Genomic DNA, 18,367 nt, shown 5'->3' with positions numbered 1-18,367 from the left:
GCGAAGATGCGATTGTCGACAGTGATCCGCGGTTGGTTGGCGCTATCTACCCTGTATTCGCTCGGCTGCGCGAAGGCGGCGGTGGCCAGTCCGGACGCGGCGCCGCCGACCTCCGGCGGACCGCAGATGGCGGTGCCGAAGGCGCCGCCGCCGAGAGGGCCGGACGGGCCGATCACGGCGGCGGAGCGCGACGAGGCGGTCGAGGCGTTGGCGCGCGCGCTGACGGCGAAGTACGTGTTCCCGGACAAGGCGAACGAGGTGGCCAGGGCGATCCGCGCCCGCCGCAAGCGCGGCGAGTACGACAAGATCACGACGGGCCACGCGCTGGCGACGACGCTGACGAACGACATCAACGAGGTGCTGCGCGACGCGCACTTCCACGTCCGCTTCAGCAAGGAGACGCTGCCGCCGCAGGAGACCGAGGGGAAGCCGTCGGCCGAGGAGCTGGCCCGCTTCGAGGACTTCTCGCGCCGCATGAACGGCGGGTTCGAGAAGGTCGAGCGGCTGCCCGGCAACATCGGCTACCTGGAAGTCCGCGGGTTCGCGTTCCCCGGCCGCGGGTTCGAGGCGGCGTCGGCGGCGATGGCGTTCCTGGCGGAGACCGACGCGCTGATCGTCGACCTGCGCCGCAACGGAGGCGGGTCGCCGGAGATGGTGGCGTACCTGTGCAGCTATCTGTTCGACGAGCGGGTCCACCTGAACGACCTGTACTTTCGGCCAGCCGACGAGACGCGCCAGTTCTGGACGGCGCCGGTGCCGGGCAAGTCCTACGTGGGCCGCGAGGTCTACGTGCTGACGAGCCCGCGCACGGGGTCGGCGGCGGAGGAGTTCGCGTACAACCTGAAGAACTTGAAGCGGGCGACGATCGTCGGCGAGGTGACGTGGGGCGGGGCGAACCCGGGCGACATGGTGCGCCTCGGCGACCACTTCAGGGCGTTCGTGCCGACGGGCCGGGCGATAAACCCGATCTCGAAGACGAACTGGGAGGGTGGGCGTGCAACCCGACATCGCAGTGCCGGCCGAGGACGCGCTGCGGGTGGTCCAGGTCAAGCTGATCGAGCAGCAGATCGCCAAGGCGACGGACCCGGAGCTGAAGGCGGAGCTGGAGGAGCGGCTCCGCGAGCTGCAGCCGAAGTGAGGCGCGGCAGAGCGGGAGGATATGTCCGATAGGACATGTCTTATCGGACGTGGCCGACGAGACAGATGGCTGGCGTCGGGGCGGCGCTCACATGGCGAGCTGGGCGCCGTCGATCGCCAGCGAGTGGCCGGAGATGAAGGCGGCGTCGTCGCTGCTGAGCCAGGCGATCGCGCGGCCCACCTCGTCGGCGCGGCCGGGGCGGCCCATCGGGATGGCGGAGATGACGGGCTCCATGACGGCGGGGAAGTTCGCCAGAGCGTTGTCGACCATCGGCGTGCCGGTGATGGCGGTCGGGGCGACACAGTTGACGCGGATGCCCTGCTTGGCGTGGCCGAGGGCGGCCGAGCGGGTGATGCCGAGGACGGCGTGCTTGGTGGCGACGTAGGCCGAACCGGTGGGGGTGCCGACGTGAGGAGGATCGAGGCGACGTTGACGATGCTGCCGCCGCCGCCCTGGGCGACCATCTGCTTCAGCTGGTGCTTCATGCCGAGCAGGGTGCCGCGGACGTTGACGGCCATCATGCGATCGAAGGCGGCGCCGTCGACGTCGGTGACGGGGCCGAAGTCCTCGCAGATCCCGGCGGAGTTGACGGCGCAGTCGAGGCGGCCGAACTCGGCGACGGTGGCGGCGACGCCGGCGACGATGTCGTCCTCGACGGTGACGTCGAGAGGGACGAAGATCGCCGGGGTGCCGCGGGCGCGCAGCTGCTCGACGACGCCCTGCCCCTCGGCCCGGCGACGCGCGGCGACCACGACCCTGGCCCCGGCGTCGGCGAAGGCGAAGGCGGTGGCCTTGCCGATGCCCGATTGCCGCCGACGATCAGCGCGACCTTGTCTCGCAACGAAACCATGCTGCGAGCATAACCAAAAGGCGCGGGCGATTCGGCGGCGCGGCAACGCTCGCGGCGGAGCGCGCCGCGGAGGTCTCCACGCGCGACGCGAGGCGGTGAGAGGTCCTCGATGCAATGGATGCATCGGCGGCGCTGCACGGGGAGAGTCGCGTTGCTCCGCGGGGAGGGTCGGCGTGGTCGGTCAGCGCGGGCCGGAGGTCGGTTCGACGCGGACGCAGGTGCCCTCGGCGCCCTCGCGGACGAACTTGGCCAGCAGGGCCTCCATCTCGACGCGGGTGCCCTGCGCGAGGGCGTCGAGGCGCGTGCGGGCGACGGCCGGCGAGAGGCCCAGCATGTCGCGGAGGGCCTGCAGGACGCGGATCGGTCGCGGGCCGAGGCTGGTGAGGCGGACGATCCACGAGCCGTTGGTGGCGAGGACGGCCGCTCGCGCGGCCGAGTCGCCGGCGTTGCTGTCCGACTCGAGCGAGAGGCCGCAGGCGAGGCAGCGGATCGCGGTGGACCAGCGGACCCCGTCGTCGCGGCGGGCGACGGTGTGATGCACGGTCACGCCGGTGCCGCACTGGGGACACCGGGCGGACGTGGTCGCGTGTTCACGCGTGACCGACACGGCGCTAGGAGGCGGGGACGGGCTCGGCCCCGAGGTCGCGGGCGAGGTCGGCGAGCTCGCCGATCGGGACCTGCAGCGCGGGCAGACGGGTGATGTCGGCCCGCGCGGCCTGGGCGATCGACTCGCTGGCGCGCATGATGAGGCCGCCGTTGGCGTCGGCGACGACGGTGTAGCCGGCCTTGCGCAGGCGGGCGAGCCGGGCCTGGGCGGCGGGGGTGAGGTCGGTGGCGGTGATGCGCAGGGAGGGCACGCGGCCGGGCCAGAGGGCGGCGAGGTAGGCGGTGATCCGCGGCGGGTAGACGACGCCGCCGGCTGTCTTTTCGTTCAGGTGGACGTCGACCAGCGCGGGGTAGCCGTGTACGTCGCAGCGGACCGCCCCGTGCAAGTGGCTGGTCCACATCGCCTCGGGGCTGACGGGCGCGGGCCACAGGCGGTCGAACCACGCGGCGATGGCGTCGTAGCTGGGGAGGCGCTGGCCGCCGAGCGCGTCGCCCAGACGCTGGACCTCGGCGCCGAACCGCTCGCCGCGCTCCTCCCGGCGCAGGCGCAGGAGGATGGCGAGGACGGCGATGGCGATGGCGGCGTACCACAGGCCGAACAGCAGCAGCCCGCCGCAGACGATGGCGGCGAACAGGAGGCCGAGGCCGCCGTCGCGGACCTGTTGCTGGCGCCGCTCGTCGGCGTGGCGGGCCAGGAGGGCGCGGCGGGCGACCGCGAGGGCGCTGGCGGGGATCCGGCCCTCCGGCTCGGGGCCGGCGAGGTCGGGGCGATCGGGGAGGAAGGAGCGGACGGCGGCGATCAGGTCCCGGGTCGCGGGCGAGGCGGGGCTGTCGGCGGGCTCGCGCACGGCGGCGACCACCAGCGGCGCCTCGGCCAGACCGCCGGGCGGGGCCGCGAGCCCCGCCGTGGCCGAGGGGGTGCTGAGGCTGGCGCCGGAGCGGTTGGAGAGGATCGCCAGGAGCGAGGAGTTCGAGGGGCTCATCGCGGCGCCCGGGAGGGTGTCGCCGGCGGCCGTGCGCGCGGCCGGGTCGCGGGCGAGGCTGGCCCCGAGGCCAGGTACCTGCTCGCGCGGGGCGGGCAAGGGGCCGGACAGCGCGGCGGGGTCGAAGCCGGGAGCGACCGCGGTGCGGAGGCCCGGCGCGGCGGGTGAGCTGTCTGCAGGGACAGGTGACGAGGAGGCGCGGAGGGCGGCGAGGTGGCTGTCCGAAGGGACAGATGATGGCCGGCTGTCCGTGGGGACAGGCGGGGAGCGCGTGGGCGCGCGGTCGAGGTCACGGCTGTCCGTGGGGACAGGCGAGGAGCGCGTGGCCGCGCGGTCGGGGGCACGGCTGTCCGTGGGGACAGGTGGGGAGCGCGTGGCCGCGCGGTCGAGGTCATGGCTGTCCATGGGGACAGGTGGCCGGGGGCTGTCCGCGAGGGCAGGTTGGTGGAGGCTGTCCGCAGGGACAGGCGCGTCGACGGGCAGGGACAGCTGGGCCGGCTCCGGCGCGGCGTCGTGCCCGTGGGCGGGCAGGCCCGCGGCCAGCTCGGCCGCCTGGGTGCCGGGGCGGGCGTCGGTCCAGCGGCCGGGGCGGGGCCCTCCAGGGTGTCGCCGGGCTCGGGGGCGGCGAGCGGAGCGTTGCTGTCCCTCAGGACAGGTCGCATGGGGGTCGGGACGGCGGGCGGCGGGGCCGGGCCGATCGAGAGCAGGGTGGTCGGCGGGACGGGCGCGGCGAGCAGCCTGGCCGAGGGCCGGGCTGGTGACGCGCGTGGAGCCGAGGGCTCGGCGGCGGGATCTCGGCGTCGGGTTCGGGGCTGACCTTCGGGACAGGTGCGCTGTGGACCAGGTCGCTGACGGCCTGCTGGATCGCCCGCTCGTAGAGGGCCAGCGCGTCGGCGACGGCCGGCGGCAAGCCGTGGGGCTGCCGGCAGGCGGGGCAGTCGGCGGCGTCGCGGAGGTCGGCGAGCGAGAGCGCGTGCTGGCAATGCGGGCAGCGCAACGCGAGCGTCGGAGAGAGCACGGCGGGACCATACCGCAGAACACGGGCGGCGGACCGGCCTGCGGGCGCGGGCGTGGGCGCGCAGGCGGAGCGGGCGGCCCGGGAGCGACGGCGGCGGTGTCGGCGGCGAGATCGCCGAGCGGGCTCGTCGGTGACGGCGGGGCCGGGCGCGGTCGAGATCGCGGCGGGGCGCGTGACGAGATCGACAGGTCGGGGCGGTGAGGGCGGTCCGCGAGCGGAGGAGCGGGCGGGACGCAGTTCGTGAGCGAGGAGCCGGTAGCGGCGCTGCGCGAGTGCTGGCGGCCGAAGCGGCGATTCGGTTGCGATTCGGCGCCGGGCGCGGGCGAGGATGCGCGCGGCGGCGACTCGCGGTATGAGGAGGCGCCGCGCGCGACCGGCGGGCGGCGAGCTTTACCGTGCCCGATCTGCCCGTCTCGCCTCCTTCGCCCCGCGGCCTCGATCTCCCCGGCGCCGCCACTCAATTCGCGCCGCTCGTCGACGAGCGGCTGGCCAACGGCGCCCGCCTGCTGATCCTGCCCGGGCGACCGGCCGGGGCCGGGCCGGCGGCGGTGCAGCTGTGGGTCGGTTCGGGCACGGCGGCCGAGCGAGAGGACGAGCACGGCTGCGCCCACCTGCTCGAGCACATGCTCTTCAAGCCATGTGTTTTGGGACATGGCCCGAAGAGCAACCGCGCGCGCCTGGCGGCGGCCGGGGTGCGGCGGGCCGAGGAGGCGTTCGACCTGGCGGGCGCGATCGAGGCGCTCGGCGGCGACATCAACGCGTTCACCAGCCACGACGAGACGGTGGTCCACGTGACGACGCCGGCGGCCCGCGCGGCCGAGGCGGCGGCGCTGGTGGCCACCGCGACGCTGTTCCCGACGCTCGACCCGGCCACGCTGGGGCAGGAGCGCGAGGTGGTGATCGAGGAGATCAAGCAGTACGACGACGACCCGGGCCAGCGGGTGACGCAGGCGGCGCTGTCGCGGGTGTACGGAGCGCACGCGTACGCGCGGCCGGTGCTCGGCCTGGTGGAGGAGGTCGCGGGGCACTCGGCGGCGCGGCTGCGCGGGTATCACCGGCGCGCCTATGCCGGCGAGCGGCTGACTCTGGTGGCGGTCGGCGCGGTCGACGTGGCGGCGCTGCGCAAGGTGGCGCGGGCGATCGTCGGCGCGTTGCCGGCGGCCAAGAGGCGCGCGACGGCGGGCGAGCCGGCGGCGAAGCCGGGGTGACGCTGCGCCGCGCCGAGGTCCAGGAGACCTACGCGCTGCTGGCCTGGCCGGCCCCGGCGGCGGGCGCGGCCGAGGCGGCGGCGATCGACGCGGCGGCGGTGGTGCTCGGCAACGGCGAGTCGTCGCGCCTGGTCGCCGAGACACGTCGCAAAGAACAGGTCGTTTCGGACATCCAGGCCCACTGCGACACGCTGCGCCACGGCGGGACGGTGATGGTGTCGGCGCGCACGACCGCGGGCCAGACGGCGGCGGCGGTGGCGGCGGTGCTGGCCCAGGTGCGGCGCCTGGCGGACGCGCCGGTGTCGGCCGAGGAGCTGGCGCGGGCCAAGGCGATCCTCGAGAGCGACCTGGTGTACCGGCGCGAGACGGTGCAGGGCCAGGCGCACGCGCTCGGGGCCTGCGCGACGCTGTTCGGCGACCTGGCCCGCGAGCGCGAGTACTACGCGGCCCTGGCGGCGCTGACGCCCGAGGCGGTCCGCTCGGCCTGCGCGCGCTGGCTCGACCCGGCGCGCGCGAGCGTCAGCCTCGAGCTGCCGCGCGCGGAGGTGGATGTCCCGAAGGCCAGGTCGATCAAGGCCGCGGTGGCCGAGGCGCTGAAGCCGGCGGCGACGCCGGGGCGCGCCGGGGTGAGGCCGCGCTGCGCCAGCGACGGCATCGAGACGGTGACCCTGGCGTGCGGGCTGCGCCTGCTGGCGCGGGTCGAGCCGGCGGTGCCGGTGGCGGCGGGCTGGCTGATCTGGCCGGGCGGGCTGCGGCGCGAGCCGGCGGCGCTGGCCGGCGCGAACTCGGTGATCGCGGCGCTGCTGACCCGCGGCAACGCCCGCACCGGCGGCGAGGCGCTGAGCCGGGCGATCGACGGGATGGCCGCGGGGCTCGACGGCTTCGCCGGCCGCAACAGCCTGGGCCTGCACTTCGAGTGCCTGAGCCGCCACTTCCCGGCGGTGCTCGGGCACGCGCTCGACTGCGCGACGACGCCGAAGTTCGCGGCCGACGAGCTCGAGGAGGAGCGGCGGGTGGCGCTGCAAGATCTGGCGGCCGAGGTCGACGACCCCGGCGCGGTGGCCAGCCGCGGGCTCAACGCGCTGCTGTACGGCGAGCACCCGTTCAGCCGACCGGGCCGCGGCACGCCGGCCGGCCTGCGGGCGCTGACGCCGGCCAAGCTGCGCGGGCTGTGGCGCCGCGACTACCCGATCGGGCAGGCGGTGCTGGCCCTGGCCGGCGACATCGACGTGGCGGCGGCGGCGGCCCAGGTCGAGGCGGCGCTGCGCGAGGCTGGCCTCGGGGACAGGCTGTCTGAAGGGCCAGGAGCGCCGAAGAAGTTCGCGGCGCCGACCGGGCCGCGCGAGCGGGAGATCTTCCAGGACCGCGAGCAGGCCCACATCGCCCTCGGCTGGCCGGGCATCGCCGTCGGCGACGAGCGCGAGCCGACCCTCGACGTGCTCAGCGCGGTGCTCGGCGGCCAGACCGGGCGGCTGTTCACGGCGCTGCGCGAGGTCCAGGGGCTGGTGTACGAGGTGTCGATGAGCAGCGTCGAGGGCCTCGACGCCGGCCACGTGGCGATCCACGCGTCGACCAGCCAGGACAAGCTGCCGAAGGCGATGGCCGCGATCGCGGCGGAGGTCGAGCGCGCGGTGCGAGAGCCGCCGTCGACGGCGGAGGTCGAGCGCGCCAAGGCGTGGCTGGTCGGGCAGTTCGAGCTCGGCCAGCAGCGCCGCAGCCGGATGGCGTCGCTGCTGGCGCTGTCCGAGGTCTACGGGCTGCCGCGCGCGCGTTCGCGTACCCGCAGCGCGTGGCGGCGGTGACCGCCGAGGGGGTGTGGGCGCTGGCGAGGACGCTGTTCCGCCCGCAGCGCGCGGCCCGCTGCGTGGTCCGGGCGCGCCGGCGCAAGGGCTGAGCCGGCGCCTGCCCTTCGGGACAGGCTTTCGCCCGGTGCGAGCGTGAGGCGGAGCGCCGGAGCCCGGATGTTCGGCGCCGGGCGTGGGTCTCGCGCCGACGCGACGGTGAGCTGGCGCTTCGGACATGAGCGAAGGGGCAGGCGGCCGGCGCGACGCGGCGGGCTCAGGCTGCGTGTCGGGTCAGCTGCAGCTGAAGAGGACGCAGGTCGCGCTGCAGCACTGGCCGCCGGTGTTGCAGCTCTGGCCAGCGATCTTGCAACAGCCCGAGAAATCGAGAGCCAGGCAGTTCGCGTTGCACTTGAGGAGGCCGCCGCCGTAGTTGGGGAAGTCACTGCAGGCCTTGCCCACGAGGTCGGTGCCGTCGCAGGTCTCGCCTGTCTCGGCGACCCCGTTGCCGCACATGGGCTCGGGCATCGCGGTCGTGCCGGGGTCCGGCTCTCCGCTGCTGGTCGAGCTCGTCGTCGCGGTGGTGGTCGTCGTCGTGTCCGGGTCGCCCGTGGTGGTCGTGCTGGTGGACGTGGTGGTCGTGCTGGTGGACGTGGTGGTGGTCGTGCTTGTCGAGTCGCTGGCGGTCTCGGTCGAGGTGGAGGTCGGCGTGGACGAGGTGCTCGTCGAGGTCGGTGCGCTCGTCGTCGTCGTCAAGGGCGGGTCGGTGCTGGCGTATCCGGCCTCCGTGGTCGAGGGACCGCCCGTGGAGCCGGAGCTACCAGAAGGCTGGTAGAAGCAGGCCGACGCCAGGCCGAAGAGGAGCGCCAGGACACGTCGCGTCACGGTCCCTCTCTAGCATGGAAGGAGGGGCGGAACGGCGCGGATGCGCCCGCATGTGCCGGGTTGCGAGAGCGTCGAGCGAGGATCAATCCTCGTCGTCCGGATCGACGTCGGGCTCGGCGACCCGGCGCGCGCCGGCGACCGTGAGGTACTCGTCGCGGTCGCGCAGGCGGTCGACCCGGAGGTCGCCGCCGACGTAGAACTCGGTCTCGAAGATGGCGAGCTCGCGGGCGACGAGGTCGCCGAGGACGACGGCGCACATCAGCCGGTCGGACACGCAGAGGTCGCCGCGCACGGTGAGGCTGCCGGTGACGACGATGGTGCCGATGTCGTCAGGGGCGGCGGCGAGCTGCAGCTGCGACCAGTGCTCGTCGCTCAGCCAGGCGTCGCCCTCGATCGTGACATCGCCGTCGTAGACGGCGCAGGCGCAGCCGTAACGGCCGCCCGAGGCGAGGCGGGCGAAGGTGCCGTGGCGGTGGTCGAGCTCGGCTTCGCTGATGACGACGGGCTTCGGCACGCGGCGAGTCTGGCACGCGGCGGGGGCGCTGTCATGGGGGCGACATGGCGTGATGGACATGTTTTGAGGGACATGATTCTAGAGTCATGTCCGAACCGGCAGCGCGCGCCTCGGGGACGGTAGGCGTCGAGCTGGCGAGCTGCGTCCCGCGGCTGATCGATGGTGGCGGAGCCCACACTCCACGTACTTAAGAAAGCTGTCCTCAGGGCCAGTCGTCGAGGTCGAGGCCGCGGGCCAGCTCGGCGTCGCCGGCCAGCAGATCGCGCAAGGTCGCCTCGCGCACGCCGAGGGCGCGGGCGCCGGCGCTCACGCTGCACTGGGCCGCCAGGACCGCCCGGACCTCGCGGCGAAAGGCGAGCGGGTCGGCGCGGCGGAGGGCCAGGAGCAACGGCTCGCGGGGCTCGGCGGGCAAGGTCACGCGCGAGGACTGTAGCGCTTGTCGCGGCCAAGGCGGAGCGCGGCGAAGCAGAGGCCGTGGGGTTCGTCGCAGCGGGGACGCGCGGGCCGAAGCCGAGGCCGGGGCGCTTGTCGCGGCCGGGGCAGACGTGTTGAAGTGGCGTCGATGTCGGGACGATGGATCGGCGCGTGGATGTTGCTGGGGCTGCTGCTGGGCGGTTGCGACCCGGCGAAGGAGAGGGAGCTGGCGGCGGTGCGGGCGGAGCTGGCGGCGACGTCGGCGCTGGTCAAGGAGCAGGGCCAGCGGATCGAGTCGCTGACGAGCGAGCTGGCGAAGGCGCGGGCCGATCGGGTCCTGTGCGAGATCGACCGGTCTCCGCCCGGTGGGGCCGGTGACGCTCCGCCAGCGCCGGCGACGGACGCTCCGCCGGCAGGAGAGGCGACGCCGACGCTGTCGCCGACGTGCGCCGAGGGGACCTGCGTGGTGAAGCGCAGCGAGCTCGAGGCGTTCATGGCGGCGCCCGAGGCGATGGCCCGGCTGGCGCGCGTGCTCCCGGCGATGGAGGACGGCAAGGCGGTCGGCTTCAAGCTGTTCGCAATCCGCTCCGAGTCGCCGCTGGCGCTGCTGGGTTTTAAAATGGGGACCTGGTGCGCACCGTGGCCGGGCAAGCGGTGGGGGACATGGAGGCGTTGCTGCGCGCGTACTCGCAGCTGCGCACGCTCGACCGCTGGACGGTCACGGGCACGCGCAAGAGCGGGCCGTTCGAGGTGACGATCGCGGTGCAGTGACGAGAATGTCCGAAGGGACAGGTGCGTGCGACGGGCCGAGCGGTGCGACATGACGAGCTCGGTATCGTGAGAAAAATGTCCGAAGGGACAGGTGCGCGTGGCGGGCCGGGCGGTTCGCGGCGACGATCTCGGCACGCGATGATACTGTCCGAAGGGACATGTGGTCGTGGTGGGGCGGGCGGTTCGTGGCGACGACCTCGGCACGCGAGAATACTGTCCCGAGGGACATGTGCGTGCGGCCGTCACTTCGCGTCGGGGTCGAACTGAAACACGGCCTCGATCGGGACTGCGAAGACGAGGGCGATCCGGAAGGCGACCTCGAGCGAGGGGGCGTACTTGCCGCCCTCGATCGCGTTGACGGTCTGGCGGCTGACGCCGATCCGCTCGGCCAGCGCCTGCTGCGTCATCTCGCCGTGCTCGAAGCGGAGCTGGCGGATCCGGTTCTTCACGCTGCCGCGCGCGGGCTCCACGGCTACATCCCGCGCCGGTAGTAGACGAGCTGCAGCGCGAGGCGGGCGAGCTCCGACAGGTACAGCGACAGCAGCAACAGGTGCGCGACCCACACCGGCTCGACCGCGACGACGAGGGCGCCGATGGCCCCGATCACGCCGGTGGCGAGGATCCAGCCGGTGCGGCCCTCTGCGCGTCCCTCGAGCTCGCGGTCGCGGACGTCGGCGGGCTCGGGGCGGCCCATGAGCGCGGCGACGAGGTGACCGCCGATGAGGATCGCCACCAGCAGCACGACGGCGACCACGAACACGCCGGCGAAGTCCGGCAGGATCGTGATGCCGCTCGCCAGCATCCAGCCGGCGACCACGAAGTAGAGGCCCAGCGCGACCGCCATGCCGAGCAGCTGGATCCACACGCTCTTCTCCGCGAACGAGGCGCTCATGCGCGCCTCAGGGGTGGCAGCTTTGCTTGACACGATGTCAAAGATACGCGACACGAAAGCGGTGTCAAGCTAGCTTGACATGAGTGGCGAGAACGTGGCGGAACGCCTGGCCTGCAGGCGCTGGCGTCGAGCGACAGCGATGCGCGGGGACGCGCGGGCGCCGGAGCGTTGTGGCAGGGGCCACACGGATCTGCTCCAGGTTTTGGGTGGGCGAAGTCGCGCAAGATCGATCCGCGCGGGCGATCGAGCCGTTCGCGTCGGGACGAGTTGCGCCACGAAGTCGCTCGCGCGCCCGGTGACGCGGGCGTCGGCCTCGCGTGTCTGCGAGGACATGCGCGCGAGGACATGCGCGCGAGGACATGCGCGGGGACGTGCGTGCGAGGGCATGCGCGCGAGGACATGCGCGGGGACGTGCGTGCGAGGGCATGCGCGAGGACATGCGTGCGAGGACATGGGCGCCAGGGCATACGCGCGAGGACATGGGCGCCAGGACATGGGCGCGAGGACATGCGCGCGAGGACATGCGCGCCAGGACATGCGCGCCAGGGCATGCGCGCCAGGACATGCGCCAGGACATGCGCGCGAAGACCTGTCCGAGAGGACACGCCCTCGGAGCCAGCGGCTCAGGCGGCGGAGGCGACGCCGAGGGTGCGGGCGAGGGCGCGGGCGACCGCGAGGGGGCGGCCCTTGAACACGCGGACGTACGGGATGGCGCTGGCCCGGGCGGCGCGGGCGAGGATCCCGTCGATGTTGTGGGCCTGGAAGCCGGTGGCGATGAGCACGTAGTCGTAGCTGTGGCGCGAGATGCTCTCGCACTGGGCCTGGACCTTGCGGGCGTTGCCGTCGCACCAGGTGATGTCGAGGCCGAGCGACTCCTCGAGCTTCGACTTGAGGTCGGGGTCCTCGCGGTTGCTGACGAACAGGACCCGCTTGCCCTCGACCTTGGGCCGGACCTGGGCGACCAGGTGCGCGCCCGGATCGTCGACGTCGTCGGTCTCCTCCTCGAGGTCGCTGTCGCTGTCGGACGGCAGCACGCCGAGCTCGCCGCGCTTGATCACGTCCTGCAGGCCGGTGAGGCGGCGACGCATGCGGCGGTCCTCGAACAGGTCGGGGCGCAGGGCGTCGATGCGCGGGCGGATCGGCTGGACCAGCGACGCGACCTCGGGCGTGTTGTGGGCGTCGAAGGCCCGGCCGAGGAAGGCGAGCAGGGCCTCGTCGTCGAAGCTGTCGGCGGCGACCAGGGCGTCGCGTTCGGCTCGCACCGCCGCTTGCTGCTGGCGCACCTGATCGGCCGAGGGCCCGGTCTTGGCGCGCTCGGGCGGCGGGATGAACTCGGGGTCGAGCCAGCGGCGCAGCTGCGGCAGGCGCTCGCCGAGGCGCCCCGCGAGCCAGCGCAGGCGGCCCATGACGGCGCCCCAGGTCTCGGGGTCCTCGGCGGCGATGAAGCGACGGATGTCGCGCAGCGCCTGGGCGTGCTTGACGAGCGCGTCGAGCTGCTCGTTCGGCAGCTCCTCGGGCGGCGTGGTGAGGTGGCGCGGCGGCGGGTCGGTGACGTTGCCGGCGATGGCCTCGACGGCGCGCTGGGCCTCGCGCAGGAGGGCGCGGGGCTGGCCCGGCGGGGCCTTGCGCGGGCGGTCGGCCCAGCCGTAGTCGTCGACCGGGACCTCGCTGGTCATCGCGCGCTCGCGATGGTTCTGCACGAACTCGTGCGCCTCGGCCCAGGTCTTCGGCGCGTGCAGCGTCTTCAGCCCGAGCTCGGTGACCACGCACGCGGGCACCGCGTTCATCTGCAGCGCCTGCACCGAGCCGGGCCACAAGGTCTTGCTGAGGTTCGTCAGCTCGTGGGCGATCCGCCGCACCAGCACGGTGATCTTGTGCTCGCCCTGGAACTGCTCGTCGAAGCTGCGCGCGCGGGAGATCCAGGCCAGCATGTAGACCTTCTGATAGCGCGGCGACATCAGCGCGAAGTCGGGCCGCATGTCCTGGATGTCCTTGAGGATCTCTTCCAGGGTCTCGCGCGCCTCGGCGACCGCAGCCGCGGGATAAGTCGGTAGCTGGATCCGGCCGACGATCGGGCTGCGCGGTAGCTCGGGCTGCTCGGGCGCGGCGGGCGGGGCGGTGGGGATAACTTCGGCGGATACTGCGGCGCTGGGTGGCGCCGCCTGCGGACGGGCTGGCTCCTGGAGGCCGTCGCGGAAGCGATCGAAGAGTTGACGCGCGGCCGCCGACGGAAACATCTGCGTCAGCGCATCTTCGAGGGCGCTGTCACGATCGGGTCCGCGGCCGAGCCACCGCTCCGTGTCGCGCCAGATCAGCACCTCGGTCCACTGATGGGTATACATCGCGTGGCGGTAGCCGCTGTCCGCGAGAAACTTGGGTAGCCAGCGCGCGCCGTCGTCGTGCATCGCCCGTTACGCTAGTCTTTTCGCGCTGCTGCTGCAACGAAGGGGCAAAATGCCGCGCGCGGACGGAGGTCCGCGCGGGCAGGGTGAGGGCCTGCCGTGGCGGAGGCTGTTCAGCGCCGCGCGCGCCGTCACGGACGCCGTTCGCCGCCCGTGAGGCCCGATCAGAACCGCGTGCGGCGGTTCAGGTGCCGATGACGGAGCCGCCGTCGACGCTCAAGATGGCGCCGTTGATGAAGCTCGACTTGTCGTCGGCCAGGAAGAGATAGGCGCGAGCGATGTCGTCGGGCAGTCCGGCGCGGCCGACCGGGGTGTGCTCGATCAGCGCGTTGTAGACCTTCTCGGGGATGCTCTTGACCATGTCCGTGGCGATGAAGCCCGGGGCGACGGCGTTCGCCGTGATGCCGTAGCGGCCGAGCTCGCGCGCCCATACGCGCGTCATGCCGACGACGCCAGCCTTGGCGGCGACGTAGTTGGTCTGGCCGAAGTTGCCGTACAATGCGACCACCGAGCTGGTGCTGACGATCCGCCCGTACTTCTGGGCGATCATCGTCGGCACGACCGCCTGGGTGCAGTTGAACACGCCCTTGAGGCAGACATCGAGGACGAACTGGAACTGGTCGGCGCTCATCTGACCGACCACCTGTCCGTCCTTGACCTTGACCAGCTGGCCGTCGCGGACGACGCCGGCGTTGTTGATGAGGACGTCGATCCGGCCGAAGCGCTCGAGCACGGCGGCGACCCCGGCGACGCAGTCCTCGGGCTTGCTGACGTCGACCTTGCGGGCGATGGCGACGCCGCCGGCGGCGGTGATCGCGGACACGACCTCCTCGGCTGCCTGTTCGGCCAGGTCCCACACGGCCACGCCGTAGCCGGCCTCGGCGAACTTGAGAGCGGTGGCGCGGCCGATGCCGTTGCCGCCGCCGGTGACGATGGCGATCCGCGGTTGCTGGGTGCTTGTCATGCGGCGGCGAGCGTACCGAGGGCCGCCGAGGTCGCCTGCACCAAGAGCCAGGGTGAGATGTGAGCTTGCGCCGTGTCGGTGACCGCAGCGCGCGGCTCGGGCGTCCACGGAGGATGATGGGCGCCGCTTGTCGTCTCCAGGGCGATCCCCGTAGGATGCGCCGACCCCATGACAGAGACCGCGCCGCCCGAAGCCCTGGTCCGCGAGATCAAGGAGCTCATCATCGAGGCCCTGATGCTGCAGGACATGACCCCCGAGGACATCGACCCGGAGGCGCCGCTCCTGGTCGAGGGGCTGGGCCTCGACTCGATCGACGTGCTCGAGCTGGCGATGGCGATCGGCAAGAAGTACGGCGTCAAGACCCGCGCCGACGACGCCCAGAACCGCCACATCTTCGCCAGCGTGACCAACCTGGCCCGCTTCGTCGCCGAACAGCGCGCGCCGGCGGCGAGCTGAGGCCCGACATGGCGGACCCGAACGGCGAGCCGCGGCGAGCCGCGGGGTCCCGAGGTGGGTGCCCGCGGTGCTGCGGTCGGTGGTGATCGGCGGCTATCCGCTGGTCGTGTACCTCGGCATGACGCGCTGGAGCCCGCGCACGCTGGCGCTGGTGCTGGCGGTGGCGCTGCTGCCGGGGCTTCTGCTGCGCCTGCGCGAGGCCCGGCGCGAGGACCTGTGGCCGGTGCTGCGGGTGCCGCTGTCGCTGTTCGGGCTGTTCGCGGCGGCGGCGCTGTCGGGCGAGCAACGGCTGTTCATGGCCCTGCCGGTGCTGGTCAACCTGGGCCTCTTGGCCAACTTCGCCGCCAGCCTGCGCGGGCCGGTGTCGCTGGTCGAACGGTTCGCGCGCCTGCAGGAGCCCGACCTGCCGCCCGGCGGGCCGGCGTACTGCCGCACGTGGACCAAGATCTGGTGCGGCTTCTTCGTCGCCAACGCGGCCGTCAGCGCCGGCCTGGCGCTGTGGGCCCCGGTGGCCTGGTGGACGCTCTACACCGGACTTTTGGCCTACCTGCTGATCGGGGTAATGTTCACCGTCGAGTTCGTCGTCCGCAAGGCGACCTTCCGTCGCTTCGGCGACGGGCTGCCCGACCGCCTGCTCCGCCGACTGCTCCGCGCATGAAGTCGTTCGTCCCGCTCGTCCACACCGATCCCGCGGCGCTCGTCGCCGTGGGCGAGGCCGGCGCGCGCACGGCCGGCGAGCTCATGCGCGACGCGAGGGCCGTCGCGGCGCGGCTGCCGGGGCCCGCGCCGGGCAGCGAGGTGCTGGTGGTGTGCGGCGACCGCTACCACCTGGCGGTGACGACCCTGGCGGCGTGGCTGCGCGGCCACGCGGTCGCGCTGCCGCCCAACGCCCAGCCGGCGGCCGTGCGCGAGCTGGCCGGGCGGCCGTCGGTGGTCGCGCTGCTGCACGACTCCGACCTGGCCGACGCGCAGGACGTCCGGGAGTGGCTGGAAGGACATGTTTTAAGGGACATGGCCGATCCGACATGGCCCGAAGCGCTGGCGGCCGATCGCCGGCTGGCGGTCGTGTACACCTCGGGCAGCACCGGCGACCACCAGCCGTGCGCCAAGACGGCCGCGCAGCTGCTCGGCGAGGCGCAGGCGCTGGCGGCCACGTTCGCCCTGCGGGCCGGGGAGGTGGCGCTGGCGACGGTGCCGCCGTACCACCTCTACGGGCTTTTGTTCGGGATCCTGGCGCCGCTGGCCGCGGGGGCGGCGTTCGCCCGCGAGACGCCGCTGCACGCCGAGACGGTGGCCCGGGCGGCGCGGCAGGTGGAGGCGACGGTGCTGGTCAGCACGCCGGCGCACCTGCGCGGGCTGACGGTGCTGACGCGCGGCGACTTGCCGCCGCTGTCGCGGGTGTTCTCGTCGGGCGCGCCGCTGCCGCGGGCGACCGCCGACGAGCTGCTGACCCTGCTGGGCCTGCAGGTGACCGAGGTGTACGGCTCGTCGGAGACCGGCGGGATCGGCTGGCGGCGGCACGAGGATGTTTTAAAAGACATGTCCCCGGAGCCAGCCTGGACGCCGCTGCCGGGAGTGACGGTCGAGGTGGCGGCCGAGGGGCGGCTGCTGCTGCGCTCGCCGTTTCTGGCCCCGGACGCGCCGGTGCCGTACCCGTGCGAGGATCGCGTCGAGGTCGACGCGCGCGGCGGATTCCACCTGCGCGGGCGGCTCGACGGGGTGGTGAAGATCGCCGGCAAGCGGGTGGCGGTGGCCGAGGTCGAGCAGCGCCTGCTGGCGCTGGCGGCGGTGGCCGACGCCGCGGTGGTGGCGGTCGAGTCGCCGGGCGCCCGCGGGCACGAGCTGGTGGCCGCCGTGGTGGCGCGCGAGGCCGGGCGCGACGCCGGCGAGCTGGTGGCCGAGCTGCGGCGGGCGCTGCTGCCGTGGTTCGACCCGGTGGTGGTGCCGCGGCGGATCAAGGTGGTGCCGGCGCTGCCGCGCGAGCCGAGCGGCAAGCTGACGCGGCGCAAGCTGCACGCGCTGCTCGGGCTGGCGGGCGAGGAGGAGAGTGCGCCGGGTGGCCCGAGGGACATGTCCGTGAGTTCGGCGAGTGACGCGCCCAGCGCGGGAGCGGGACTGGGTGGCTCACGGGACATGTCCGCAGGGGCAGGTGGCCCGGGAGCGCCGGTGAGTGGCCCCAGGGACATGTCCGCGGGGACAGAGGGCCCGGGCGCGTCGGCGTTCGCGCTGCGCGGGCATACGCGGCGCGACGAGGGCGGGGCGGCGGTGCACGAGGTCGAGGTGGGGGTGCCGGTCGACCTGGCGTTCTTCCGCGGGCACTTCGACGCGCTGCCGGTGCTGCCGGGGGTGGCGCAGCTGACCGCGCTGGTGGTGCCGCAGGTGGCGGCGCTGCGGCCGGAGCTGGGGCCGCTGCGGCGGGCGGCGCGGCTGAAGTTCACCCGGCCGATCGCGCCGGGCGACGCGCTGGTGCTGCGGCTCGAGGTCCGCGGGACTCAGGTCCGCTTCTCGCTGGCGCGGGCGGGCGAGGTGGTCACGGCGGGGGCGCTCGAGTACGAGGCGCGCGGAGGCTGAGGCGGTGCGTATGGCCGAAGGGGCAGGTCGTTGCCAGATGTCCGGGAGGACAGGTCGTCCGCCGGGCGGCGGGCCGGGTGCGGCCGGCGGCGGGAGGCGAGCGTGAGCGCTGAGAGGGGCCAGGACGTGTCTCGAGGGACAGGTGAAGCCGCGGCGTTCCGGCCGTGCGCGCTGATCCCGACCTTCGATAATCCGCGGACGGTGCGGGACGTGGTGCTGCGGGTCAAGGCGCACCTGCCCGACGTGGTGGTCATCGACGACGGCTCGGGGCCGGAGGGCCGCGCCGCGGTCGAGGCGATCGGGGCGGAGGGGCTGGCGCACGTGCGGCGGCGGCCGCACAACGGCGGCAAGGGGGCGGCGGTCAAGACCGGGTTCCAGTTCGCCCACGAGCTCGGCTACACCCACGCGCTGCAGGTCGACGCCGACGGGCAACATGACCTGGGGGACATCCCGCATTCCTCGCCACCGCGCGCGAGCGGCCGGAGGCGCTCGTCCTCGGGGCGCCGCTATACGACGCGTCGGCGCCGAAGGGGCGGCTCGTCGCCCGCAAGATCACGCTGTTCTGGACCAACTTCGAGGCGGGGCGCGGGGTCATCACCGACCCGATGTGCGGCTTCCGCGTGTACCCGCTGGCGCCCGCGCTGGCGCTCGGGCGCACCGGCGACCGCATGGACTTCGACATCGAGATCGCGGTCCGCCTGGTGTGGGCCGGGGTGCCGGTGATAAACCTGCCGACCCGGGTCCGCTACATCGGCCGCGACGAGGGCGGGGTGTCGCACTTCCGCGTGTTCGGCGACAACGTCAAGATCTCGTGGCTGCACACCCGGCTGTCGTTCCAGCGGGTGATGGTGCGCCCATGGGTCAACCTCTACCGCCGCCTGCGCCGCCCGGCGCTGCCGGCCGGCCGCTGACCG

At 73.7% G+C, this 18,367-nt stretch carries 20 protein-coding genes and 1 pseudogene; 9 read left to right on the top strand and 12 right to left on the bottom strand.

Annotation, left to right across the window (positions count from 1 at the left end; all coding sequences use genetic code 11):
* The first annotated feature begins 6 nt into the window (after positions 1–6).
* Entirely contained in the window at positions 7–1,170 is a 1,164-nt protein-coding gene (locus OV079_RS16005) for a S41 family peptidase (RefSeq protein ID WP_267769539.1), read from the top strand.
* A gap of 55 nt (positions 1,171–1,225) precedes the next feature.
* Here OV079_RS16005 and OV079_RS16000 read toward each other — a convergent pair whose 3' ends face one another.
* The 5 genes and pseudogenes from OV079_RS16000 to OV079_RS15980 all read right to left on the bottom strand — a co-directional run bounded on the left by OV079_RS16000 (position 1,226) and on the right by OV079_RS15980 (position 4,595).
* Positions 1,226–1,711 (bottom strand): SDR family oxidoreductase, encoded by a 486-nt coding sequence (locus OV079_RS16000; protein WP_267778552.1) that lies wholly within the window; start codon positions 1,709–1,711, stop codon positions 1,226–1,228.
* Positions 1,612–2,112, bottom strand: a pseudogene (locus tag OV079_RS57990) (SDR family oxidoreductase); the annotation flags it as partial. The pseudogene OV079_RS57990 and the gene OV079_RS16000, both read right to left, overlap by 100 nt.
* Before the next feature lie 57 nt (positions 2,113–2,169).
* Positions 2,170–2,529, bottom strand: coding sequence for a hypothetical protein (locus OV079_RS15990; RefSeq protein ID WP_267769534.1), 360 nt, complete (start codon positions 2,527–2,529; stop codon positions 2,170–2,172).
* Positions 2,530–2,599: 70 nt separating this feature from the next.
* The gene (locus tag OV079_RS15985; RefSeq protein WP_267769533.1) at positions 2,600–3,982 is read right to left on the bottom strand and encodes a hypothetical protein; all 1,383 of its coding nucleotides are present in this window, start codon (positions 3,980–3,982) and stop codon (positions 2,600–2,602) included.
* A gap of 241 nt (positions 3,983–4,223) precedes the next feature.
* Positions 4,224–4,595, bottom strand: a complete 372-nt coding sequence (locus OV079_RS15980) for a hypothetical protein (protein WP_267769531.1) — start codon at positions 4,593–4,595, stop codon at positions 4,224–4,226.
* A 395-nt stretch (positions 4,596–4,990) separates the two neighbouring features.
* On the opposite strand from OV079_RS15980, the gene OV079_RS15975 reads away from it, so the two are divergent.
* Entirely contained in the window at positions 4,991–5,803 is an 813-nt protein-coding gene (locus tag OV079_RS15975; protein WP_267769530.1) for a M16 family metallopeptidase, read from the top strand.
* Entirely contained in the window at positions 5,800–7,605 is a 1,806-nt protein-coding gene (locus tag OV079_RS15970; RefSeq protein WP_267769529.1) for a M16 family metallopeptidase, read from the top strand. The genes OV079_RS15975 and OV079_RS15970 overlap by 4 nt, the downstream gene beginning before the upstream one ends.
* Before the next feature lie 273 nt (positions 7,606–7,878).
* On the opposite strand, the gene OV079_RS15965 is transcribed toward OV079_RS15970, so the two are convergent.
* The 3 genes from OV079_RS15965 to OV079_RS15955 all read right to left on the bottom strand — a co-directional run bounded on the left by OV079_RS15965 (position 7,879) and on the right by OV079_RS15955 (position 9,401).
* Positions 7,879–8,469, bottom strand: coding sequence for a hypothetical protein (locus tag OV079_RS15965; protein ID WP_267769528.1), 591 nt, complete (start codon positions 8,467–8,469; stop codon positions 7,879–7,881).
* An 82-nt stretch (positions 8,470–8,551) separates the two neighbouring features.
* The gene (locus OV079_RS15960) at positions 8,552–8,983 is read right to left on the bottom strand and encodes a hypothetical protein (RefSeq protein ID WP_267769527.1); all 432 of its coding nucleotides are present in this window, start codon (positions 8,981–8,983) and stop codon (positions 8,552–8,554) included.
* 202 nt (positions 8,984–9,185) lie between these two features.
* On the bottom strand, positions 9,186–9,401 hold the full coding sequence (locus OV079_RS15955; RefSeq protein WP_267769526.1) for a hypothetical protein: 216 nt from the start codon (positions 9,399–9,401) through the stop codon (positions 9,186–9,188).
* 144 nt (positions 9,402–9,545) lie between these two features.
* Between OV079_RS15955 and OV079_RS15950 the strand changes: the two genes are divergently transcribed.
* On the top strand, positions 9,546–10,151 hold the full coding sequence (locus tag OV079_RS15950; protein ID WP_267769525.1) for a hypothetical protein: 606 nt from the start codon (positions 9,546–9,548) through the stop codon (positions 10,149–10,151).
* Positions 10,152–10,410: 259 nt separating this feature from the next.
* Here OV079_RS15950 and OV079_RS15945 read toward each other — a convergent pair whose 3' ends face one another.
* The 4 genes from OV079_RS15945 to fabG all read right to left on the bottom strand — a co-directional run bounded on the left by OV079_RS15945 (position 10,411) and on the right by fabG (position 14,426).
* Entirely contained in the window at positions 10,411–10,638 is a 228-nt protein-coding gene (locus OV079_RS15945; RefSeq protein ID WP_267769524.1) for a helix-turn-helix transcriptional regulator, read from the bottom strand.
* Positions 10,639–10,640: 2 nt separating this feature from the next.
* Entirely contained in the window at positions 10,641–11,060 is a 420-nt protein-coding gene (locus OV079_RS15940; RefSeq protein ID WP_267769523.1) for a hypothetical protein, read from the bottom strand.
* 623 nt (positions 11,061–11,683) lie between these two features.
* Positions 11,684–13,465, bottom strand: coding sequence for a hypothetical protein (locus tag OV079_RS15935; protein ID WP_267769522.1), 1,782 nt, complete (start codon positions 13,463–13,465; stop codon positions 11,684–11,686).
* Between the two features lie 181 nt (positions 13,466–13,646).
* On the bottom strand, positions 13,647–14,426 hold the full coding sequence (gene fabG, locus OV079_RS15930; RefSeq protein WP_267769520.1) for a 3-oxoacyl-ACP reductase FabG: 780 nt from the start codon (positions 14,424–14,426) through the stop codon (positions 13,647–13,649).
* 168 nt (positions 14,427–14,594) lie between these two features.
* Between fabG and OV079_RS15925 the strand changes: the two genes are divergently transcribed.
* The 5 genes from OV079_RS15925 (at position 14,595) to OV079_RS15910 (ending at position 18,364) form a co-directional block, all read left to right on the top strand.
* Positions 14,595–14,882: a phosphopantetheine-binding protein gene (locus OV079_RS15925; protein WP_267769518.1), complete on the top strand. Its 288-nt coding sequence runs from the start codon at positions 14,595–14,597 to the stop codon at positions 14,880–14,882.
* A gap of 58 nt (positions 14,883–14,940) precedes the next feature.
* The gene (locus OV079_RS15920) at positions 14,941–15,540 is read left to right on the top strand and encodes a COG4648 family protein (protein WP_267769517.1); all 600 of its coding nucleotides are present in this window, start codon (positions 14,941–14,943) and stop codon (positions 15,538–15,540) included.
* Positions 15,537–17,453, top strand: coding sequence for an AMP-binding protein (locus tag OV079_RS15915; RefSeq protein WP_267769512.1), 1,917 nt, complete (start codon positions 15,537–15,539; stop codon positions 17,451–17,453). The genes OV079_RS15920 and OV079_RS15915 overlap by 4 nt, the downstream gene beginning before the upstream one ends.
* A gap of 102 nt (positions 17,454–17,555) precedes the next feature.
* Positions 17,556–18,176, top strand: a complete 621-nt coding sequence (locus OV079_RS57985) for a glycosyltransferase (protein ID WP_420829412.1) — start codon at positions 17,556–17,558, stop codon at positions 18,174–18,176.
* Positions 18,059–18,364, top strand: a complete 306-nt coding sequence (locus tag OV079_RS15910; protein WP_267769510.1) for a hypothetical protein — start codon at positions 18,059–18,061, stop codon at positions 18,362–18,364. The genes OV079_RS57985 and OV079_RS15910 overlap by 118 nt, the downstream gene beginning before the upstream one ends.
* Positions 18,365–18,367: the final 3 nt, after the last annotated feature.

Source organism: Nannocystis pusilla, from assembly GCF_026626665.1.
GTDB classification, from domain to species: Bacteria; Myxococcota_A; Polyangia; order Nannocystales; family Nannocystaceae; genus Nannocystis; species Nannocystis pusilla.
The sequence above is the reverse complement of the archived record's forward strand: the minus strand, read 5'-3'. Positions and strand labels throughout refer to the sequence as shown.

Coding starts and splice junctions, on each gene's coding strand:
- OV079_RS16005 (WP_267769539.1), top strand. CDS start 7: ATGCGATTGTCGACAGTGATCCGCGGTTGGTTGGCGCTATCTACCCTG.
- OV079_RS15985 (WP_267769533.1), bottom strand. CDS start 3,982: ATGGACAGCCATGACCTCGACCGCGCGGCCACGCGCTCCCCACCTGTC.
- OV079_RS15950 (WP_267769525.1), top strand. CDS start 9,546: ATGTCGGGACGATGGATCGGCGCGTGGATGTTGCTGGGGCTGCTGCTG.
- OV079_RS15940 (WP_267769523.1), bottom strand. CDS start 11,060: ATGAGCGCCTCGTTCGCGGAGAAGAGCGTGTGGATCCAGCTGCTCGGC.
- OV079_RS15935 (WP_267769522.1), bottom strand. CDS start 13,465: ATGCACGACGACGGCGCGCGCTGGCTACCCAAGTTTCTCGCGGACAGC.
- fabG (WP_267769520.1), bottom strand. CDS start 14,426: ATGACAAGCACCCAGCAACCGCGGATCGCCATCGTCACCGGCGGCGGC.
- OV079_RS15925 (WP_267769518.1), top strand. CDS start 14,595: ATGACAGAGACCGCGCCGCCCGAAGCCCTGGTCCGCGAGATCAAGGAG.
- OV079_RS15915 (WP_267769512.1), top strand. CDS start 15,537: ATGAAGTCGTTCGTCCCGCTCGTCCACACCGATCCCGCGGCGCTCGTC.
- OV079_RS15910 (WP_267769510.1), top strand. CDS start 18,059: ATGTGCGGCTTCCGCGTGTACCCGCTGGCGCCCGCGCTGGCGCTCGGG.